The 17,433-nt window shown below is 40.3% G+C and carries 13 protein-coding genes; 8 read left to right on the top strand and 5 right to left on the bottom strand.

Going from position 1 to position 17,433, the window contains the following annotated elements; translation table 11 throughout:
- Positions 1–91 precede the first annotated feature (91 nt).
- On the top strand, positions 92–352 hold the full coding sequence (gene rpsT / locus FNT16_RS09185; protein ID WP_035015561.1) for a 30S ribosomal protein S20: 261 nt from the start codon (positions 92–94) through the stop codon (positions 350–352).
- Positions 353–437: 85 nt separating this feature from the next.
- Here the strand turns inward: rpsT and FNT16_RS09180 are convergent, their stop codons facing one another.
- The gene (locus FNT16_RS09180) at positions 438–3,353 is read right to left on the bottom strand and encodes an EAL domain-containing protein (RefSeq protein ID WP_143871307.1); all 2,916 of its coding nucleotides are present in this window, start codon (positions 3,351–3,353) and stop codon (positions 438–440) included.
- Positions 3,354–3,357: 4 nt separating this feature from the next.
- Positions 3,358–3,663, bottom strand: coding sequence for an ArsR/SmtB family transcription factor (locus FNT16_RS09175; RefSeq protein ID WP_143871306.1), 306 nt, complete (start codon positions 3,661–3,663; stop codon positions 3,358–3,360).
- 125 nt (positions 3,664–3,788) lie between these two features.
- On the opposite strand from FNT16_RS09175, the gene FNT16_RS09170 reads away from it, so the two are divergent.
- From FNT16_RS09170 to FNT16_RS09140, 7 genes are all read left to right on the top strand, one after another.
- Positions 3,789–5,240, top strand: coding sequence for a M28 family peptidase (locus FNT16_RS09170; RefSeq protein ID WP_143871305.1), 1,452 nt, complete (start codon positions 3,789–3,791; stop codon positions 5,238–5,240).
- Positions 5,233–5,700 carry a hypothetical protein gene (locus FNT16_RS09165; RefSeq protein ID WP_143871304.1) on the top strand — a complete coding sequence of 156 codons (468 nt, stop codon included), beginning with the start codon at positions 5,233–5,235 and terminating at the stop codon, positions 5,698–5,700. The genes FNT16_RS09170 and FNT16_RS09165 overlap by 8 nt, the downstream gene beginning before the upstream one ends.
- Before the next feature lie 103 nt (positions 5,701–5,803).
- Positions 5,804–6,610 carry a UDP-2,3-diacylglucosamine diphosphatase gene (locus tag FNT16_RS09160; RefSeq protein ID WP_143871303.1) on the top strand — a complete coding sequence of 269 codons (807 nt, stop codon included), beginning with the start codon at positions 5,804–5,806 and terminating at the stop codon, positions 6,608–6,610.
- 122 nt (positions 6,611–6,732) lie between these two features.
- A complete protein-coding gene (gene olsF / locus FNT16_RS09155; protein WP_143871302.1) occupies positions 6,733–8,442 on the top strand; it encodes a bifunctional ornithine lipid synthase OlsF in 1,710 nt (569 codons plus the stop codon).
- A gap of 105 nt (positions 8,443–8,547) precedes the next feature.
- Positions 8,548–9,288 carry an ATP-dependent zinc protease family protein gene (locus FNT16_RS09150; RefSeq protein ID WP_143871301.1) on the top strand — a complete coding sequence of 247 codons (741 nt, stop codon included), beginning with the start codon at positions 8,548–8,550 and terminating at the stop codon, positions 9,286–9,288.
- A gap of 6 nt (positions 9,289–9,294) precedes the next feature.
- Positions 9,295–10,821, top strand: a complete 1,527-nt coding sequence (locus FNT16_RS09145) for an inactive transglutaminase family protein (RefSeq protein WP_143871300.1) — start codon at positions 9,295–9,297, stop codon at positions 10,819–10,821.
- Positions 10,808–11,752 carry an alpha-L-glutamate ligase-like protein gene (locus tag FNT16_RS09140; RefSeq protein WP_185976561.1) on the top strand — a complete coding sequence of 315 codons (945 nt, stop codon included), beginning with the start codon at positions 10,808–10,810 and terminating at the stop codon, positions 11,750–11,752. The genes FNT16_RS09145 and FNT16_RS09140 overlap by 14 nt, the downstream gene beginning before the upstream one ends.
- Positions 11,753–11,756: 4 nt before the next feature.
- Here the strand turns inward: FNT16_RS09140 and FNT16_RS09135 are convergent, their stop codons facing one another.
- The 3 genes from FNT16_RS09135 to FNT16_RS09125 all read right to left on the bottom strand — a co-directional run bounded on the left by FNT16_RS09135 (position 11,757) and on the right by FNT16_RS09125 (position 17,338).
- On the bottom strand, positions 11,757–13,130 hold the full coding sequence (locus tag FNT16_RS09135; RefSeq protein ID WP_185976560.1) for an EAL domain-containing protein: 1,374 nt from the start codon (positions 13,128–13,130) through the stop codon (positions 11,757–11,759).
- Positions 13,131–13,365: 235 nt separating this feature from the next.
- Positions 13,366–16,077: an ATP-binding protein gene (locus FNT16_RS09130; protein WP_143871298.1), complete on the bottom strand. Its 2,712-nt coding sequence runs from the start codon at positions 16,075–16,077 to the stop codon at positions 13,366–13,368.
- A complete protein-coding gene (locus FNT16_RS09125) occupies positions 16,058–17,338 on the bottom strand; it encodes an ABC transporter substrate-binding protein (protein WP_143872934.1) in 1,281 nt (426 codons plus the stop codon). The genes FNT16_RS09130 and FNT16_RS09125 overlap by 20 nt, the downstream gene beginning before the upstream one ends.
- Between the last annotated feature and the right edge of the window lie 95 nt (positions 17,339–17,433).

Raw genomic sequence — 17,433 nt, 5'->3', positions numbered from 1 at the left:
AAAATGAATTGACATTTTGTCTAATTACAGGCATATTTCCGCGCCTTTAGAAAAGGGTATCCCTGATTTTCGAGTTATTAGGAGTTTAGTTTTGGCTAACATCAAGTCTGCTAAGAAGCGTGCGGTTCAAGCCGAGAAAAGTCGCCAGCATAATGCAAGCCGCCGCTCAATGATGCGTACGTACTTAAAGAAAGTTGTTGCCGCTATTGCAGCTGGTGACAAAGAAGGTGCAACTGCTGCATTCCAAACGGTTCAACCGATTTTAGATCGCTTCGCATCTCGTGGTTTAATCCACAAAAATAAAGCTGCACGTCATAAGAGCCGTTTGGCTGCACAGATTAAAGCTTTATAATTGCTGATAAAATTAACTAGAACTTAGTTTTTTGCATAAGCATAAAAAACCAGAATTTGGGCAACCAGTTCTGGTTTTTTAATTTTTAAACCACCTCTTTTTGCAACAGCTCAATCAGCGCTTTAGCCGGCATGGGTTTGGCGAAATGATAACCTTGAAAATACACGCATCCCATTTCAACCAAAGCCTGTAATTGCACTTGATGCTCAACCCCTTCTGCAACAACATCCAGACTTAAATGTCGTGCAATTGAAATCATAGATTCCACTAAGGGCGTCGCACTTTCCCCGTCAATTTCATCGACAAAGGCTTTGTCTATTTTAAGTTCGTCCAGTGGTAAATCACGTAAATAAGAGAGTGACGAATAACCTGTGCCAAAATCATCCAGCGCAATTTTGAACCCTGCTTCCCTTAATTGGGTAAGTTTACTCCTCGCTTCTTGAATGTTTTGCAGCAACCCGGTTTCAGTTAATTCAAGCGTAATACGCCCTGGCTCTACGGCATGCTTTTTACTAGCAGCAATCAATTTTGAGACAAAAGCATTGTCAGCAAATTGCCAAGCAGAAACATTTATCGACAGGCTTTGAAAGTTTTTGCTCTGAGAAAACACCACCATTTGACTCAAAGCATTTTCGATAACCCAGTCACCGATAGCATGTATCAGTCCACTTTCTTCAGCCAACGGAATAAATATCATAGGTGAAACAAAACCGTTTTTTTCACTTATCCAGCGAATTAGCGCTTCCGCGCCCAAAATCACGCCATTTTTATCAACCTGAGGTTGATACATCAAACTAAATTCACCTTCGCCTATCGCTCGGCGTAGGTCTTCCTCTAAGGCTATACGCGACTCAATTTGTTGTTGAAATTTAGGGTCAAATAAATAAAAACTACCACGACCTTTTTTCTTGGCTTGCAATAAAGCCGTTTCAGCAAACCTTAATATTTCCAGCTTTTCCTGACTTTGTTGTGGGAAAATACAGATTCCGATACTGGTCGCGATATTGACAATACGCTCACCAATTTGAACTGGCGCGGCAACGATATCTATTATTTTTTTCGCCAGCTTATGAGCATACAGCTCAATACACTCTGCCGATTCAAATTGAGATACGATAACAAACTCATCCCCTCCATATCGCGCAACTAATGCTTCATTTAAATCTGACAAGCGTCGGCCGATCGCTCGTAATAATTCATCTGCAACATCATCACCCAAAGAGTCATTGACATATTTAAAATTGTCTAAATCCAGCAATAGAAGTGCTGCGTGCTGGTGTTGGTTAGCCCTTTTTAAATATCGCCCTAGCTGCTCTAATAAATTTGCGCGGTTGGGTAGCTCAGTTAAATAATCGTGGTAAGCCAACATGCGAATGTCGTGCTCTGCCTGTTGCATTTGCAATTCAGCTGCCGCACGGGTCGTGAAAATATCAATAATTTCATGCACCTGCTTATTCAAGTTTAATTTTTTCAAACTCAAAACAACCAATATTCCAATCACATTATCGTTGCTGTCTTTTAAAGCGCTACCGATATAGCCTTCTATTGCCATTTCCTGCAGCATAATGTCGTTCGGATAATGCTGCTGAACGCCCTGAGCATACCAACAAACATCTTTTTTCAATGCATCTTCGCATGGTGTATGTTTTAACTGATAAGTAAAGTTATCAACAATATTTTGCTGCTGCGCGACCGACAGTGTCAGCATTTTTTGCTTGTCATCCGTTAACTTAGAAACAAATGCATAATCAGAAGAAAATATCTGATTTAAACACAAGGTCATTGTTTGGAAAAAGTCTTCCCCTCGTCTACCGACAACACCTTGAGCTATTTGCTTAATTGCAGATTGAACATATTGCTCGTTTGAAATATCTCGCACGCGTATACAATATTGCTGAGTTGCTTGCTCTTCTTGTGTTCCGGTCATGCCAAAAACATAAACCCGAAGCCATTTGCATATAATTTTATTAGGCCATTCATCCTTATTAATAGAAGAGACATCAAGATCGGGAATACTGAAATTAGAGTCGGATAAATCTAATTCTACCCCATTCTTCTCACAAACTTTCTGCACAAACGCCAGCAGGTTAAATTTTTGCTGCACTAAATCGGCTTGCCAAAACTCCAAACTGCTTTTATTTGCTTGAATGACCACACCGGACGAATCGATAACCTGAGTCGCTATCGGCTCTTGCTCGACCAACTGTACCAGTTTCATTTTTTCTGCTTCAAGTTGCGCGCGGACTTTAACTTCACGCGATAAAGAAATTGTTTTTTGATAGAGATTATTCGTAGCTTTTTGATAATCAACTATCATTGCAGTACAGATAAAAGATAAGAAGACTAAAAACGCGAAACCGTCTGTTTGCACCGCATTCAATAGCCCATAATCGGTAAATCGGTTATACAAAGTAAAAGCAAACTGCAGCAAAAAATAACAAGCGAGTGCCACTGCGACCAACTTTTTACCCGTCACATACATCCTAAAAGCACCATATAATGCAATAGATACCACGACAGAAAAGTAAATATAAAACAAACTACTCACAAGGCTGGGTGTGCCTTGCAAATAATAATAAGTATATTCACCCCAGAGTTGTGTCGCTAAAACGGGCGGCTCAACAAATAAAGTAGTAAAAGGCATCAGGTAGTTTAAGGCGATAAAAACAAGGGAAACAGCTGCAGCCACGAACAGTGTGGGTTTAGCCCAATTTATCACTTTAAAGCTACAGATAAACAACAAGATAAAAAATGGAAAAAGCATCGCAGCATAGTTTCGTAATCGGCGAAGCTCTATACTGTGCATCAGCTCACTGGTAGACAGCTGCTCTGCTGTTAAATATTGAAACACCGCGGCAATGAGGCACATCACAGCAAGAGAGAGTATTCTTACTTGCTGTTTACGGACAAACACCAAGGCTGTTAACACCACCGCCGCCAGCAATAAGATACCAACGGTAATGTGAAAAAGATTAACGACAAATCCAAAATCAGTCGTCATGACTTCACTCAGCACAATAAATACTGTGCAATGTATTCAGTAACAACTTAACTTCATTGCGTTTAATTGAGTAATAAATAGTCTGAGATTGACGCCTCGTAGCGACTAAATCCTGTTTCCGTAACCAAGCCAGTTGCTGACTGAGCGCTGATTGACTCAGAGGGACTTTCGCATTCAATTCACTCACACACATTTCCTGATTAACCAGCATACATAAAACCATCAAACGGTTTGGGTTTGCCAATGTTTTCATCAAATTGGCGGCTTCCTGCGCTTTCCCTTGTAAATTATCAATTAATTGAGGTGTCATTCAAATATCAGCCTACCTAATTATGCGAATTTTATTAATAGCCTATCAATCTAACTGGTAAAGCGAGTGCAGAACTGCTCTAATATTCAGTTTAGCTTATATTAAAATTAATTCGATATAAATCCATGCATCTAAAATACTTATTACTCTTGACCGGCTTGCTGCTTTCGATTTTCAATACAGCGTATGCTGTCCCACCTATCGACATAAAAACATTAGAAAAAATCAGGCAAGAAGCGCTAGCCGACGACTTTGCTTATCATAAAGTGGAAGCTTTAACGACACAGTTCGGTGCCAGAATGGCGGGCACAAACAAGGAACAACAAGCTTTAAACTGGTTACAACAAGAACTCATCGCGCTTGGCATCCAAGACATCAAAAAACAGGCGGTACAAGCTAGAAACTGGCGCCGAAAAAGTGCCCAAGCTGAAGTACTGGCACCTTACAACCACCAGCTGGAAGTCGTCTCATTGGGGGGCAGCATCCCAACCCCAATAACTGGCATTGAAGCTAAAGTGGTGCGTTTTAGCTCACTCGACCATCTGCAAAATTCAAACAACGAAGATGTACAAGGCAAAATCGTTTATCTTGCAAGAAAGCTCAACCCTGAAAAAACCGCTAACGATTATCTTAAGGCAGTCAGATTACGGCAAAAAGCGCCTATCATAGCGGCACAAAAAGGTGCACTAGCCGTTATCATTCGTTCAATAACCACTAACAATTCGAGAACTGCTCACACAGGGGCAATTCAATACCACAGCTCGGTTGCTAAAATACCAGCAGCTGCTGTTTCAGCTGCCGATGCCGATTTATTAGATAGATTATTTTCACGCAATCTGCCTGTTACGCTCAATTTGAGCATCGATAATAGTGAAAGTGCGTGGCTGCCTACTTATAACTTAATTGCCACTTTACCGGCGGCCGAAGAAACCTTAGAAGAAGTACTACTACTGACCCATATTGACTCTTGGGACTTAGGTGCAGGGGCGTTGGACAATGGTGCGGGTGTTGGCATTATATTAGGTGTAATCAAACAGCTCAGCAGCTTACAAACACAATTAAAAAGAAATCTTAAAATCGTATTCGTCTCTTCCACCATGCTCAGCCCAATAGGCATCCAAGCGTACGTTAATCAACATCAAGATTCGTTAGCGAATGTCGTGGTTGCTACAGAGCCTGATATGGGCAGTGGTAATATTATCCGTTTAGATACTATGGTGGCAGCTGACAAACTTAAATATGCTGACTATATCCACAATCTAGTGGCCGATTTAACAATAGAGCGAGGGCACAATCAAAGTGCAGGCGGCGCCAATTCAAGTTACCTACTAGCGCAACAGGTGCCTATTTTTAATTGGGTGCAGGACGCTAGCCAATATTTTCGCTTTTTACATTCAGCCAACGATACATTTGATAAAATAAGCCTTGAATCTTTGCAGCAAAATGTCGCGGCTTATAGTATCTTTGTATATGCAGTAGCCAGTACTGATATTGATTTTAGAAATACTGATTTAAAAAGACAAAAGCAAACTATCTCAGCCGATTCAAACAACGAGATTAGAGCAGAAGATGAGTAATTCGCAAAAACAACGTTTATTGGATAAACAAACGTATCAAAAACAGTTGGTGCAAAAAAAACAACAAGCGGCAATTGAACGTCAACAAGCGTTAATTCAGCAAAAGTTAGCGCAAATTCAAAACGCTGAACAAGCGTCTTACCCACAGGTGAAAAAAAAGCGCAACACCAAATGGTATTTAATGGCACTACTACTAATAGTCGCGATGTTTCTGCCCTACCCACAGGTGATAGTTTATGAGAAATTAGGGGTGGTTGCAGAAAGCATTTACATACCCAGCCGATTTGGCAGCGAAGATTTTATGTTAGATACCAATGCCGATGTGCAAATAGATAACGCCAGTCGTTGGTTGTATTTGTGCACCACACTCCAAAACGAACGTCAATGTAATCGCTTTGATATTGTTGAACAACGAGGTTTTTTCTCAGCAATCTCTCTTTACTTAGAAACATCACCATAATGCTATCGTACGATTTGAGCGCCCTTCATTAAATGTTCATTAAATAGTCAATTAATTTTAACTTCGAATGACCATGCTTAATCCCTAAAACAGGGGGTTAAGCATGGCACCAAAAAAAAGTAAATACCAAACTATTTGGTTATCTGACATTCACCTTGGCTGCAAGGATTGCAAAGCACAATACCTATTAGATCTGCTCAATAAAGTGGAAGCTAAAACAATTTATCTGGTAGGTGATATTATCGACATCTGGGCACTGGAACGTCGCTTTAACTGGCCGAAGTTACATAATCAGGTGGTTGATACGCTGATAGATAAAGCAAAGCAAGGCACTCGGGTCATCTATATTCCGGGCAACCATGACGAAAAAGTCCGCAAATATATCGGTATGACATTCGCCGATATCGAAATTCATCAAGATTACATTCATACCACGTTACAAGACAAAAAATTATTGGTTATTCATGGTGATGTATTTGATGGCAAGGTTTGCCTTGGAAAATGGCAATCTAGGTTGGGCGATGTATTGTACGACTTTTTACTCTTTCTCAACCGCGTATGCTATGCCACACGTAAACGATTTGGTTGGGGATATTGGTCACTTGCTGGCTATATCAAAAGCCGTGTCAAAGGCGCAAATGAAGCGATAAAACGTTATCAAGATGCAGCAATAGAGTACGCTAAAACGCGAGGAACCGATGGCATTGTGTGTGGCCATATACATCAACCGGATATGATTTATCGAGATGATATTTTGTACTGCAACGATGGTGACTGGTTGGAAAATTGTACCATGTTAGCCGAAAACCTAGATGGTAGTATTGAACTGATTTATTGGACTGAAACCGTGCAAAGTTTAACTCAGTTTAGTGATTTTGCACCAGTCACTCCTGCAAACCAAGCAGCTTGATGCGCTTCACTAAAGCAGCCATCATGGTATAAAAAATCAGCAACAAAACTGACATAAAAATGGCACTTTGAAGTCACAAAAAAAGTTTAGGATGCTCCTGATGGATATCAGGAGTTCCTTGTATGTTTACCGTAGAACAAGTCATTGAAAAAAATCTACCACAGTTACAAAAGCACCCATTATTAAGCTCAGTAACCCGTATGGCGCTGCGTCGATTATTACACGAGCGCGAATTTATCGAGTTTGGCGAACTATACCCTCATTTAACGGGCCTCGACTTTGTCGAACAAGTCCTAGATTATTTTGACTTTAGTTACACGATAGCAGCCCGTGATTTAGAACGAATACCCAGCCACGGAAAATGTGTCATCATCGCTAATCATCCGATAGGCTCACTTGATGGTTTAGCCTTAATAAAACTAATGAGTGAAGTTAGAAAAGACTTTAAAGTTGTCGCTAACGAGTTATTAATGACAATTGATCCTCTGCAAAATTTATTACTCCCTGTCAACAATATGGGGGGTAAGACAGCGCGAGAAAACATTCGTGGCATCCAATCGTATTTAAATAATAATGGTGCAGTCATCATATTTCCCGCAGGTGAAGTTTCCCGTTTAAAGCCGGTTGGTATCCGAGACAGTAAATGGAATGGTGGTTTTCTAAAACTCGCATTAGCTACGCAGGCGCCAATAGTGCCGATTCATGTACAAGGAAAAAACTCACTTTCTTTTTATTTCCTGTCCATGTTGTACAAGCCCCTTTCAACTTTGTTTTTAGTTAAAGAAATGTTCCGCCAGCAAGATAAAAACATGCCGGTTAAAGTAGGTGAAATAATTCCCTATGACAGCTTTAAAGGCAGCCAGTTAACCAATAAAGAAAAAATACGTCTCTTCCAACGTCATTTATACCGGATTGGACAAAAGAAAAAAGGTTGTTTTGTCACTGAATCGGCGATTGCACGCGCAGAAAACAAAGACGAATTAAGGCAAGCAATATATAACTGTGAACTGCTAGGCCAAACAAGCGATAACAAGGATATTTATTTATACCGCTTTACGGATAGTTCACCGATTATGCGTGAAATCGGTCGTTTACGAGAAGTAGCCTTTAGAGCCGTTGGAGAGGGCAGTGGTAAACGCCGTGATATAGACAAGTACGATGCCTATTATGAGCACCTGATTCTTTGGGATAACCAAAATGCTGAAATAGTCGGCGCCTACCGTTTAGGGCGCACGCACGAAATAGCCTCAGAAAAAGGACAAAAAGGCTTATACACAGATTCACTTTTTAACTATGGCGAAGCAATGCAAAAATACTTCAGCCAGGGACTGGAATTGGGCCGAAGTTTTGTACAACCTAAGTACTGGGGAATGCGCAGTTTAGACTACCTATGGTATGGGATTGGCGCTTTTTTGAAAAAACACCCGGAAATAAAATATCTATTCGGTCCTGTTAGTATGAGTAATAGCATGCCAAAATCGGCTAAAGATCTGATGGTATACTTTTATAAACTCTACTTTCAGCGCAATTCTGATATTGCCAGCTCTAAACAACCATATCAGATACCAAATGACGTGTTGTCAGTATTAAAAACTGAGTTTAGCGGTAACGACTACAAGCAAGACTTTATTAAGCTAAAGTCAATGCTGGCCAATATGGGCACGAGCGTTCCGACTTTATACAAACAGTATAGCGAGCTTTGTGAAGAAGGAGGCGTCGAGTTTTTAGACTTTGGTGTCGACCCAGACTTTGCAGACTGTATAGATGGCTTGGTTTTAGTAGACATTACCAAATTAAAAGCCAACAAAAAAGCACGTTATTTAGGGCCGTAAATTTAGATAATTGTGAAGGAATGCAAGGCATTCCTTCACGCTACTTGCAGCTCGTTTAAGTTGGTGCGAATATATGAGGCAAATAGGCTAATTGATTAATAATTAATGGACTTCTTAAATATTCGCAGCATTTTAGTATGTGGTAGCGTGACGCTGTTCTCCGGATGTGCCCTACTGCAAGACTCACAACCACAATCAGCGAACAATAAAAATCAAATCAACACTGCTGAACTTGTGCAGATGATAAAAAACAATACCGAGCGACAACTGACACAAAACGACAAACTACTTAAACAAAATGCACAACTAAAACAACAGCTCACAAACCTGACAAAACAAATTGCAGAGCAGCCCAAAAGTGAGCCAGAACAAGTTCAATGTCATAGTAGTGCCAGTGAAACCAATGGTAAAGCAATACTAGGGGAAGTTGAGTGGGTTTACTTGCCAGCTATAAAAAAACACCTTAAAGCCCGTATCGATTCTGGTGCCACGACGTCTTCGATCAGTGCCACGAACATAGAGCGATTTGAACGAGATGGAGAAGCTTGGGCACGATTTGATATGGTGCACTTTGATTCTGCACTGTCCGTGCCGATGGAAGCCAGAATAGTTCGCACAGCACGTATTCGACAAGCTTCTTTTGATAAAATAGAACGACGTATTGTTGTCAATTTAAATCTATTCCTAGGAGAAAAACTACAACAAGAGGCTGAATTCACTTTGGCTGATCGCAGTGAAATGGATTTCCCAATTCTGTTAGGCCGAGAGTTTTTACAAGACATCACTTTAATCGATGTAGGTAAACAATTCCTACATGCTAAATATACCGAAGATAAAGAAGGCTAACTCAAAATGAAATATTCAAGATGGCCTTTTTACAGCTTAATTGGCATGTTATTTGTCACCGGACTGATATTGTCAATCTATCGGCATATCGAATATCAAGTTCCTTGGTTGCCCGGTGAGACTTTAACGACCTGGTCGATAGAAGCTAGAGTTGAATTTGATGCAATGGGCGAGCCCGTAAAAGTGAGATTAAATCGTCCTGACAGCCAAAACAATTACACTCGTTTGTCTGAATCCAGTGCATCACCAGGTTTTGGCGTGACCTATTTAGAAGACGAAGGCATGATTGAATGGACTATCAGGCAAGCCAAAGGCGCGCAAACTTTATTTTACCGAGCTGATTTTCTAGTCGATGAAAATCAAGGAGAACCACTTGCCCCACCGCCGCCTATTAAAATAGTTACTTGGGAAGAGCCTTATAAAACAGCAGCTCAACAAATACTACAGCAGGTAAGACGTCAATCTGCTGATCCTATCAGCTTTACCCAGCAGCTTTTTACTCAACTCAGTGAAAAGACGACCCATAATAACCAAAATTTATCCTTGTTAAAATCGGCAGAAAGCAACAATGCTAAACTCGCTGTACGCCTACTCAATCAAGCAAATATTGCAGCCAGTGTAGTTTGGGCTATCCAGCTTGAAGACGGTCGACGCCGACAAAATACAATCCCCTTAGTTAAAGTTTGGTCGTCTACGGAAAAGTCGGTCATTTTTAATCCACTCACTGGTCAGCGGGGCGTCCCCGAGCAACATATTTTGTGGTCACAAAATTCAATGCCAATCTTAGAGGTCAGCGGTGGTGTCAACTCATTTGTTACTTTTTCAATTATTCGCCATCAAGAGTCAATTCACTCAGCGGTACAAGCTCAACAAAATTCTGATCACGATTTAATCAGCTTTTCAATTCATAGTCTGCCTCTTGAAGAACAGGCGTTATTTAAAACAATATTATTACTGCCAGTCGGCGCCTTAGTTGTATGTTTCTTACGTATTATTATTGGACTGCGAACATCCGGTACCTTTATGCCAGTTTTAATTGCATTGGCTTTTATCCAAACATCGCTGCTAACCGGGTTAGTTGGCTTTTTGTTGATCGTCTTTACCGGCTTAATTCTGCGCAGCTATTTGTCACATTTAAACCTGTTATTAGTTGCGCGTATTTCAGCGGTGATCATTAGCGTGATTGCCATCATTTCAATATTTACGTTATTCAGTTATCAAATCGGACTGAGTGAAGGTTTAAAAATTACATTTTTCCCTATGATTATTTTATCTTGGACGATAGAACGTATGTCGATCCTTTGGGAAGAAGAAGGCGCGAAAGAAGTAATGGTACAAGGCGGTGGGAGTTTACTGACTGCAATTCTCGCATATCTATTTATGACCAATGATCTGATACGCCATCTGACGTTTAATTTCTTAGGTATTCAACTCATCATGTTGTCTTTTATTTTGGCTTTAGGTAACTATACGGGTTATCGACTGTCTGAGTTAATTCGCTTTAAAAGCATGGTGAAAGATGATATTCGCTAACCCCTTTGCACTGTCCCGCCAGGGTATTCTGGGGATGAATGAGCGCAATATTCGCTACATCTCGCGTTACAATCAACGTATTCATTTTCCATTGGTTGATGATAAATTACAGACTAAGCGAATTTTAATGAACTCTGACATTCATGTGCCCGAACTGTTGGCCACGGTCACCCAGCAATCAGATGTCGTAAAGCTGTCTCAATATTTACCCGATACGGGTGGCTTTGTTATCAAGCCAGCTAAAGGCAGCGGTGGTAAAGGCATTTTAATCGTCCAGCATAATCATCAAACGCAGTTTATCAAACCCAGCGGTATGCAATTAGATCTAACGGCATTACAGCACCATTGTTCCAATATTCTAGCTGGCCTTTATAGCCTGGGTGGTAAACCAGATGTGGCAATCATTGAACGCATCATTAACTTTGACCAACAATACAGCGCTTATAGCTATGAAGGTGTGCCAGATATCCGAGTGATCATCTTTAAAGGGTATCCAGTAATGGCTATGATGCGACTTTCAACTAAAGCTTCAGATGGTAAAGCAAACCTGCACCAAGGAGCTGTTGGAGTAGGGTTGGATATAGCAACGGGACAAGCTCTTAGAGCGGTACAGTTTGGCAAACCGCTCTTTCATCACCCAGATACCGGACAAACACTTTCAGACTTAAAAGTGCCAGACTGGAAATCATTATTGTTATTAGCGGCAAAATGCTATGAAAAAACAAATTTAGGCTATTTGGGCGCTGATCTGGTTTTAGATGTAGAATTAGGGCCGCTATTGTTAGAACTGAATGCGCGCCCTGGCCTCTCGATCCAAATTGCCAACGGCTGTGGTTTAAAGCCCAGGCTCAAAATCATTGAAAAACAATCTGAAATTAGAGATGCACAAAAACGTGTTAATTTTAGCAGCCAATATTTTGCCCAGAATTAGCCCTTTAGGATAATCTTAAGCAATGCAGTACATCACACAAGGTGGAGCTTATTTTCACTTTTTGATTGCTTCGACTCTGCACTGGCGCGTCTGACAGTTTAACCAACAAGTCAGACAGCGCCATAGGCTTACCAAAAAGGTAGCCTTGCGCATATAAACAATTCAGTTCCAGATAGGCAAGATCTGCCTGCTGTTTTTCCTCAATGCCCTCAGCTATAACATCTAAACCACATGCATGCCCCAAAGCAACGATTGTTTTAACCACTTGAATATCGGCTACAGAATGCAGCATATTGACGATAAAACGACGATCTATTTTAAGCGTATCTAATGGCATTTTAGATAACCAGGCTAACGAAGAATGGCCAGTACCAAAATCATCTAAAGCAATCCTGCAGCCCAAATCTCTTAAGCGCTGTAATGCATGATGAGCAACTTGATAATTTTTAATGGCGACGCTTTCAGTCACTTCAAATTCAAAGCAGGCAGCTGGATGCCCACTGTTTAAGATATAGTATTCAAGTTCGTCAACAAAGTAGTTTGACTCAATACAGCTTGCACTTAGATTGATGCTAACAATAAATTTATCATCGATTTCCCGACAATGGTCTAATGCCTGAATGGATTGATGCAAGACGAATAGCGACATGGGTTGAATCATGCCGGTAAACTCAGCCCGTTCAATGAATTGCAGCGGCGATACCCATCCAAGTTCAGGAGATTCCCATCGAATAAGTGCTTCAGCCCCAATGATTACACCATTTGAAATATTGACTTTCGGTTGATAAACGACCTTGAACTCATCATTTGCTTGCGCCCCCAATATAAGACGATCAATAGCGACTCTGTGATTTAAATAATTTAGGGTAGATTTATCCAAGTGAAAATGCTGTGAAGTACTATTAGTTTGATCGCAATAACCTAAAAACATAGCCATTTGATTAATAATTCGATCCGCATTATCCGTACGATCAAACACCCCGGGAAACATGGCTGATATTAGTTTTGGTTTAACTTCTAATATCTGTCCATTGGGTAAAACGATCGGAACATTAAAAGCAGACTGCAAACACTCAATGAGCTGGTCTAACTGGGACTCGTCAAAGTCGGGTAAAAAGGCATTAATTTCTTTTAGGCTACGCCCGACTACCGCGTTATCTGGTAAGTTATCTTGAAAAATCTGCACCGATCTTTTTAATAAATAGGTCACGTTATCTACATTGAGTACGCTTCGTAATTGGCTTATACATTCATACTCCATTGCAATAAACAAACTTTGCTGTTGCGTATGCTTAGTTGCTCGATAATGTGTTTTTAATTGCTTAAAAAACGCGCTGCGAGTCAACACGTTTAACTCAGTATCCAGTTCGTTATGCATGCTGTTATCTAACCAACTCATATGAATAAAGTTAAATTACAGCAAAAACCATTCCCGACTGTTTGAAGGTCAACTATAGCCTCTATAAAGGTCGGAAATACCGTCTCCATTAGCAGTTAACTCATTGAAATATAGTAAAAATAAGAAGGCCATTTAGAAATACCTTAAAATTGGTAATTTTAAGACCCGTTTAATGAGTACAAGTGAAAACACAATTCAATATATAAAGTGCTCTCTACTGACACATTTTATGTGCCAAAAAGTGACATAACGTCTGTTCTAATTTTTGTTCGTCTATTGGTTTCGTTAAATATTCATTCATACCGGCTTGTTTTGCGGCGTCATAATCACTTTGCAGCGCATTAGCTGACAAGCCAATTATGGGCAAGCTTGTCAGTCCCTTTTGCCGTAAAACACGAGTTGCTTCATAGCCATCCATCACAGGCATTTGTACATCCATTAAAATAAGATCAAAAGTAATTTTATTCGGATCTTGTAACAGCTTGTCGACCGCTACTTTGCCATTTTCTGCAACCTCAACAGATAACCCATAGCGCTCTAGCATAGCAGCTGCAACCAGTTGATTTATCTCGTTATCTTCTACAATCAGAACACTACAGTCATTAAAGCTCAAGTTACTCTCCTTGTCTGCCTCCGGCGTAATCTGCGCGGTGTGCTCGACCTGATTGACAAATAATTGCTCAATCGCATTCAACCATTGTTTAGGGCTATAAGGGTGAAACAACAACAAAGGATTATCGATTCCAAACATTGCTTCTAATACGAGTCGATGCTTCTCTGGTGAAATAACTAAACAGCCATTCTTATCTGGCACAAATCTTTCTATATCATCTTTAGAAACAGTCGAAACAGGCAATTCGATTATAGCGGGTAATTTGTCGTCAGATAAATGACTTTCTGCATCAAAATCAACCTCTGTAAACTTATACCCTAAAGCCGCTAAATATTTTACACAATTAGCTTGACCGGCACTAAGCACAGTAAAAACAGACGATTGGTCTGTCGCCACTTCCTGTAAGACAGTCTTTTCACCGATGACCACTTCCAACATAATATCAAAGTGAAAACAGCTGCCCTGCTCTAATTCCGATTCGACACCCACACGCCCGCCCATCAAAGCACATAACTCATTAACAATAGGCAAGCCCAAACCGGTGCCGCCATATTGACGACTGGTCGAGGTGTCAACTTGGGTAAAAGAACTGAATATAGTGTCTAATTTATTGCGTGGTATGCCGATTCCGGTGTCCTTTACCGAACCATAAAGCCGGTAGTTACCGCTTTCTAAATGTTCACCATAAAATGATATTTTCACCTCCCCTTTTTCTGTAAACTTAAGCGAATTATTAACTAGGTTGGTAACGATTTGCGTCAATCTTAAACTATCGCCGATCATATTCTGGGGGATATCAGGGGCAACATCTAATACCACTTTTATATCTGTTTCGTATGGTTGAGATTGAACATTAACGATAACACCTTGCAAAAACTCCTCAAATGAAAACTTTGAATGCTCAATCCCCAACTTGCCGGCTTCAATTTTAGAAAAATCTAAAATATCACTGATAATGTTCAACAGCAACTTACTGGAGTATTGGGCATTTTCTAAGTATTCCTTTTGTTTGGTCGTTAAATTAGTCTCTAAAGTTAACTTCACTAATCCTAAAATACCGTTAATCGGCGTGCGAATTTCATGACTCATATTTGCTAAAAAGCGGCTTTTAGCAATAGTTGCTTCCTCGGCTTCATGCTTAGATTCAGATAGTGCAAGATTTAAACTTTGTGATTGTAATAATAGCTCTTTGGTTTGTTGGATTTTAGCTTGGAAAGCATCAGCAGCTCTGGCTAATAATCCAACTTCATCCTGTCGATGTTTATGTGTAATTTCACCTATTGTTTTATCTTGGCTTAGAGCAGAGAATATCTGCGTAATATCAATAATTGGCCGAGACACTCGCATGACAAAAAATATTGCAATCAATATAGCAATGCCAATCGCGATAAACGAGATAATAATCGCTCTCTTCTTCTGCTGCGCTAAAGTCTCTTGAACTTGATTAGCTGTGGCTGTAAATTGCAACTTCTCCAACTGCGATAATTGCTGAGATAAATACAGAAACTCGTTAGCTGTGCCGGCCATCACAACATTCACTAAAAAAATGTAGCCACGGGTGATATGTGTCACCGTTAAAAAGTTTTTTTGAATATCAAGCAATTGGCGATGAATTTCATCGACTTTTTCGGGTTCTTCAAAAGAAGCCAAGGTCTTAAAAACAGTCTTAAATGAGCTCTTTAGCGTGGTTAAATGCAAATAATCCGGCGAGACAAAATAATTTAATGCAGCTAACTGCCCATCTTTAACACCTTTTATCGCTTCATCAATTAAATACCAATTCTTAGAGTACTCTGGGTATTGCTGCAATAATTCGAATAAACTTTGCGTTATTGCTTTAAAGCCAGGCGTTAAAGATTGATGCACCAACTCTTGACGACGAGTACGGTTGTCAATAACCGTAATAAAATTAGTGTTATAGTCTGTTAAATGGGCTTGCATTCTAGCGACATAATCTAAAAATGCAGGGGTCTGTTTCTGCTTGCTCAATTGTGTTAAATTTTGTTGAATATCTTTTTGTAGCTCGTGAAACCTTTTTACCGCGGATTCACTGGCTGTATCTTTGTATATCAGTACATTCCTTTGTAAATCCACCAAGTCTCGCTCTACTTGACGAACTAAAGAAATTTCGGATAAGGTTTCCTGCGTTTTAACGAGGTTATTAGAGTAGGACTTTTGCACTTCAAATAACAATGAAACCACTAAAATAAGTAACATCACCAGTACCAAGGTAGCACTGATGATTTGAAATGATAATGATTTAATGTGTTTCTTTATCGCATTCAAAGCTGCCTCACGCACTGATAAACTCATACCACTTTTGCAAGCTGTATTCGTAAGTTGGCATTACCGTGTTCCAAACTGCGATATTACTCATCCGCTGCAAGTAACTACCACCTGTTCTGACGTCTCCTTTTTTAACGCTAATCTTGCCATCAGGCCCTTTTAAATCACGTGCAGCCGGTTTACCCATATACCAATAATCCCATTCTATTTGCTCTAATAGCGCTTTAGACCTTTGCGGATTAGAAATATAGTAACCTTGACGGGCAATAAACGCGCCAGGCCAACCTGATAACCACCAGTTCATATATTCATAAGCAGCATCTTTTACTTTTCCATTTACTGCCGCCGATAAACACATCACACCGTGCCACCCCCGATAACCCTCTTTGGGTGCAGCAAAAACAACGGGCACATTACGGCTATTTAAAGCCGTCACTGCAGGTGAAAACATACTTTCAATAACAACGCGGCCGTTTGCCATAAATTCAACAGATTCAGGAACTGAATTCCAAAAACCATTAAAATGGCCGCATAATTTTAACGGCATTAAAATATCAAACAGTTTATCCAACTCCTGATGCGTCATACTGCCAATATCAGCAAACTCAATCAGTCCTCTAGCCTGGGCGGCCAGCGCCATATCAAATAAACCGATGGTCGGTGTGTTAACGATACCGACCTTGGAGGAATACGCTGGATCTAATAACCAGCCCCAACTTTCCGTTTGATAAGGAATGCCTTTAGGAATAACCGCCGTGTTATAGCCAAATGAATCTACATTATGTACATAAGGTAAAAAGCTCACTTGCTCTGTTTCATTAGCGGAAAGCTGCCCGTTTTTTTGTACATATAACAATTTATACGGTGCATCCCCAGCACCCAATTTTGCAGTTGGTGTCAACCTTCCGGTTTTCGCCAATGCATTTATTTCATCCCAATAACGCAATCGAGTTCTATCAATTCCTTGAATTGCCCCTGCAGTCCATAAAATATTTAGGCTATCCGACCATTGCTCATATACATCAAAACTGGTTGGTTGCATCGACGCTTTTTGCAAGCCGGCTGCACTCCCTCGGGCTTCGAATACAAGTTCTATACCTAAGTCTTGCATCGCTTGCGCCCTAATTGCCGGTTGCAAGGTAACATGCGTTCCTAAAACCCGAAGCTGCGTTTTATCTTGCGCATAAATAAGTGGAGAGACAGAAGCAACCGCAACCCCCATAGATGCAGTTGCTAAAGTTTTTAAATATCTGCGCCTGACTGCATTAAAATCCTGGTTGGATTGCATTTTTATACTCAAATTTCCTAGCTCCAGTTTTGAGTCTAGTAAAGGCAAATAATTTTGCTAGCTCATTTTACTAATATATCGGCTAAAATGTGCTC

This window comes from Catenovulum sediminis (assembly GCF_007289895.1).
Taxonomy (GTDB): domain Bacteria; phylum Pseudomonadota; class Gammaproteobacteria; order Enterobacterales; family Alteromonadaceae; genus Catenovulum; species Catenovulum sediminis.
The sequence above is the reverse complement of the archived record's forward strand: the minus strand, read 5'-3'. Positions and strand labels throughout refer to the sequence as shown.

Coding starts and splice junctions, on each gene's coding strand:
- FNT16_RS09135 (WP_185976560.1), bottom strand. CDS start 13,130: ATGCATAACGAACTGGATACTGAGTTAAACGTGTTGACTCGCAGCGCG.
- FNT16_RS09150 (WP_143871301.1), top strand. CDS start 8,548: ATGGACTTCTTAAATATTCGCAGCATTTTAGTATGTGGTAGCGTGACG.
- FNT16_RS09130 (WP_143871298.1), bottom strand. CDS start 16,077: ATGAGTTTATCAGTGCGTGAGGCAGCTTTGAATGCGATAAAGAAACAC.
- FNT16_RS09145 (WP_143871300.1), top strand. CDS start 9,295: ATGAAATATTCAAGATGGCCTTTTTACAGCTTAATTGGCATGTTATTT.
- FNT16_RS09140 (WP_185976561.1), top strand. CDS start 10,808: ATGATATTCGCTAACCCCTTTGCACTGTCCCGCCAGGGTATTCTGGGG.
- FNT16_RS09175 (WP_143871306.1), bottom strand. CDS start 3,663: ATGACACCTCAATTAATTGATAATTTACAAGGGAAAGCGCAGGAAGCC.
- olsF (WP_143871302.1), top strand. CDS start 6,733: ATGTTTACCGTAGAACAAGTCATTGAAAAAAATCTACCACAGTTACAA.
- FNT16_RS09160 (WP_143871303.1), top strand. CDS start 5,804: ATGGCACCAAAAAAAAGTAAATACCAAACTATTTGGTTATCTGACATT.
- FNT16_RS09125 (WP_143872934.1), bottom strand. CDS start 17,338: ATGCAATCCAACCAGGATTTTAATGCAGTCAGGCGCAGATATTTAAAA.
- FNT16_RS09180 (WP_143871307.1), bottom strand. CDS start 3,353: ATGACGACTGATTTTGGATTTGTCGTTAATCTTTTTCACATTACCGTT.
- FNT16_RS09165 (WP_143871304.1), top strand. CDS start 5,233: ATGAGTAATTCGCAAAAACAACGTTTATTGGATAAACAAACGTATCAA.
- FNT16_RS09170 (WP_143871305.1), top strand. CDS start 3,789: ATGCATCTAAAATACTTATTACTCTTGACCGGCTTGCTGCTTTCGATT.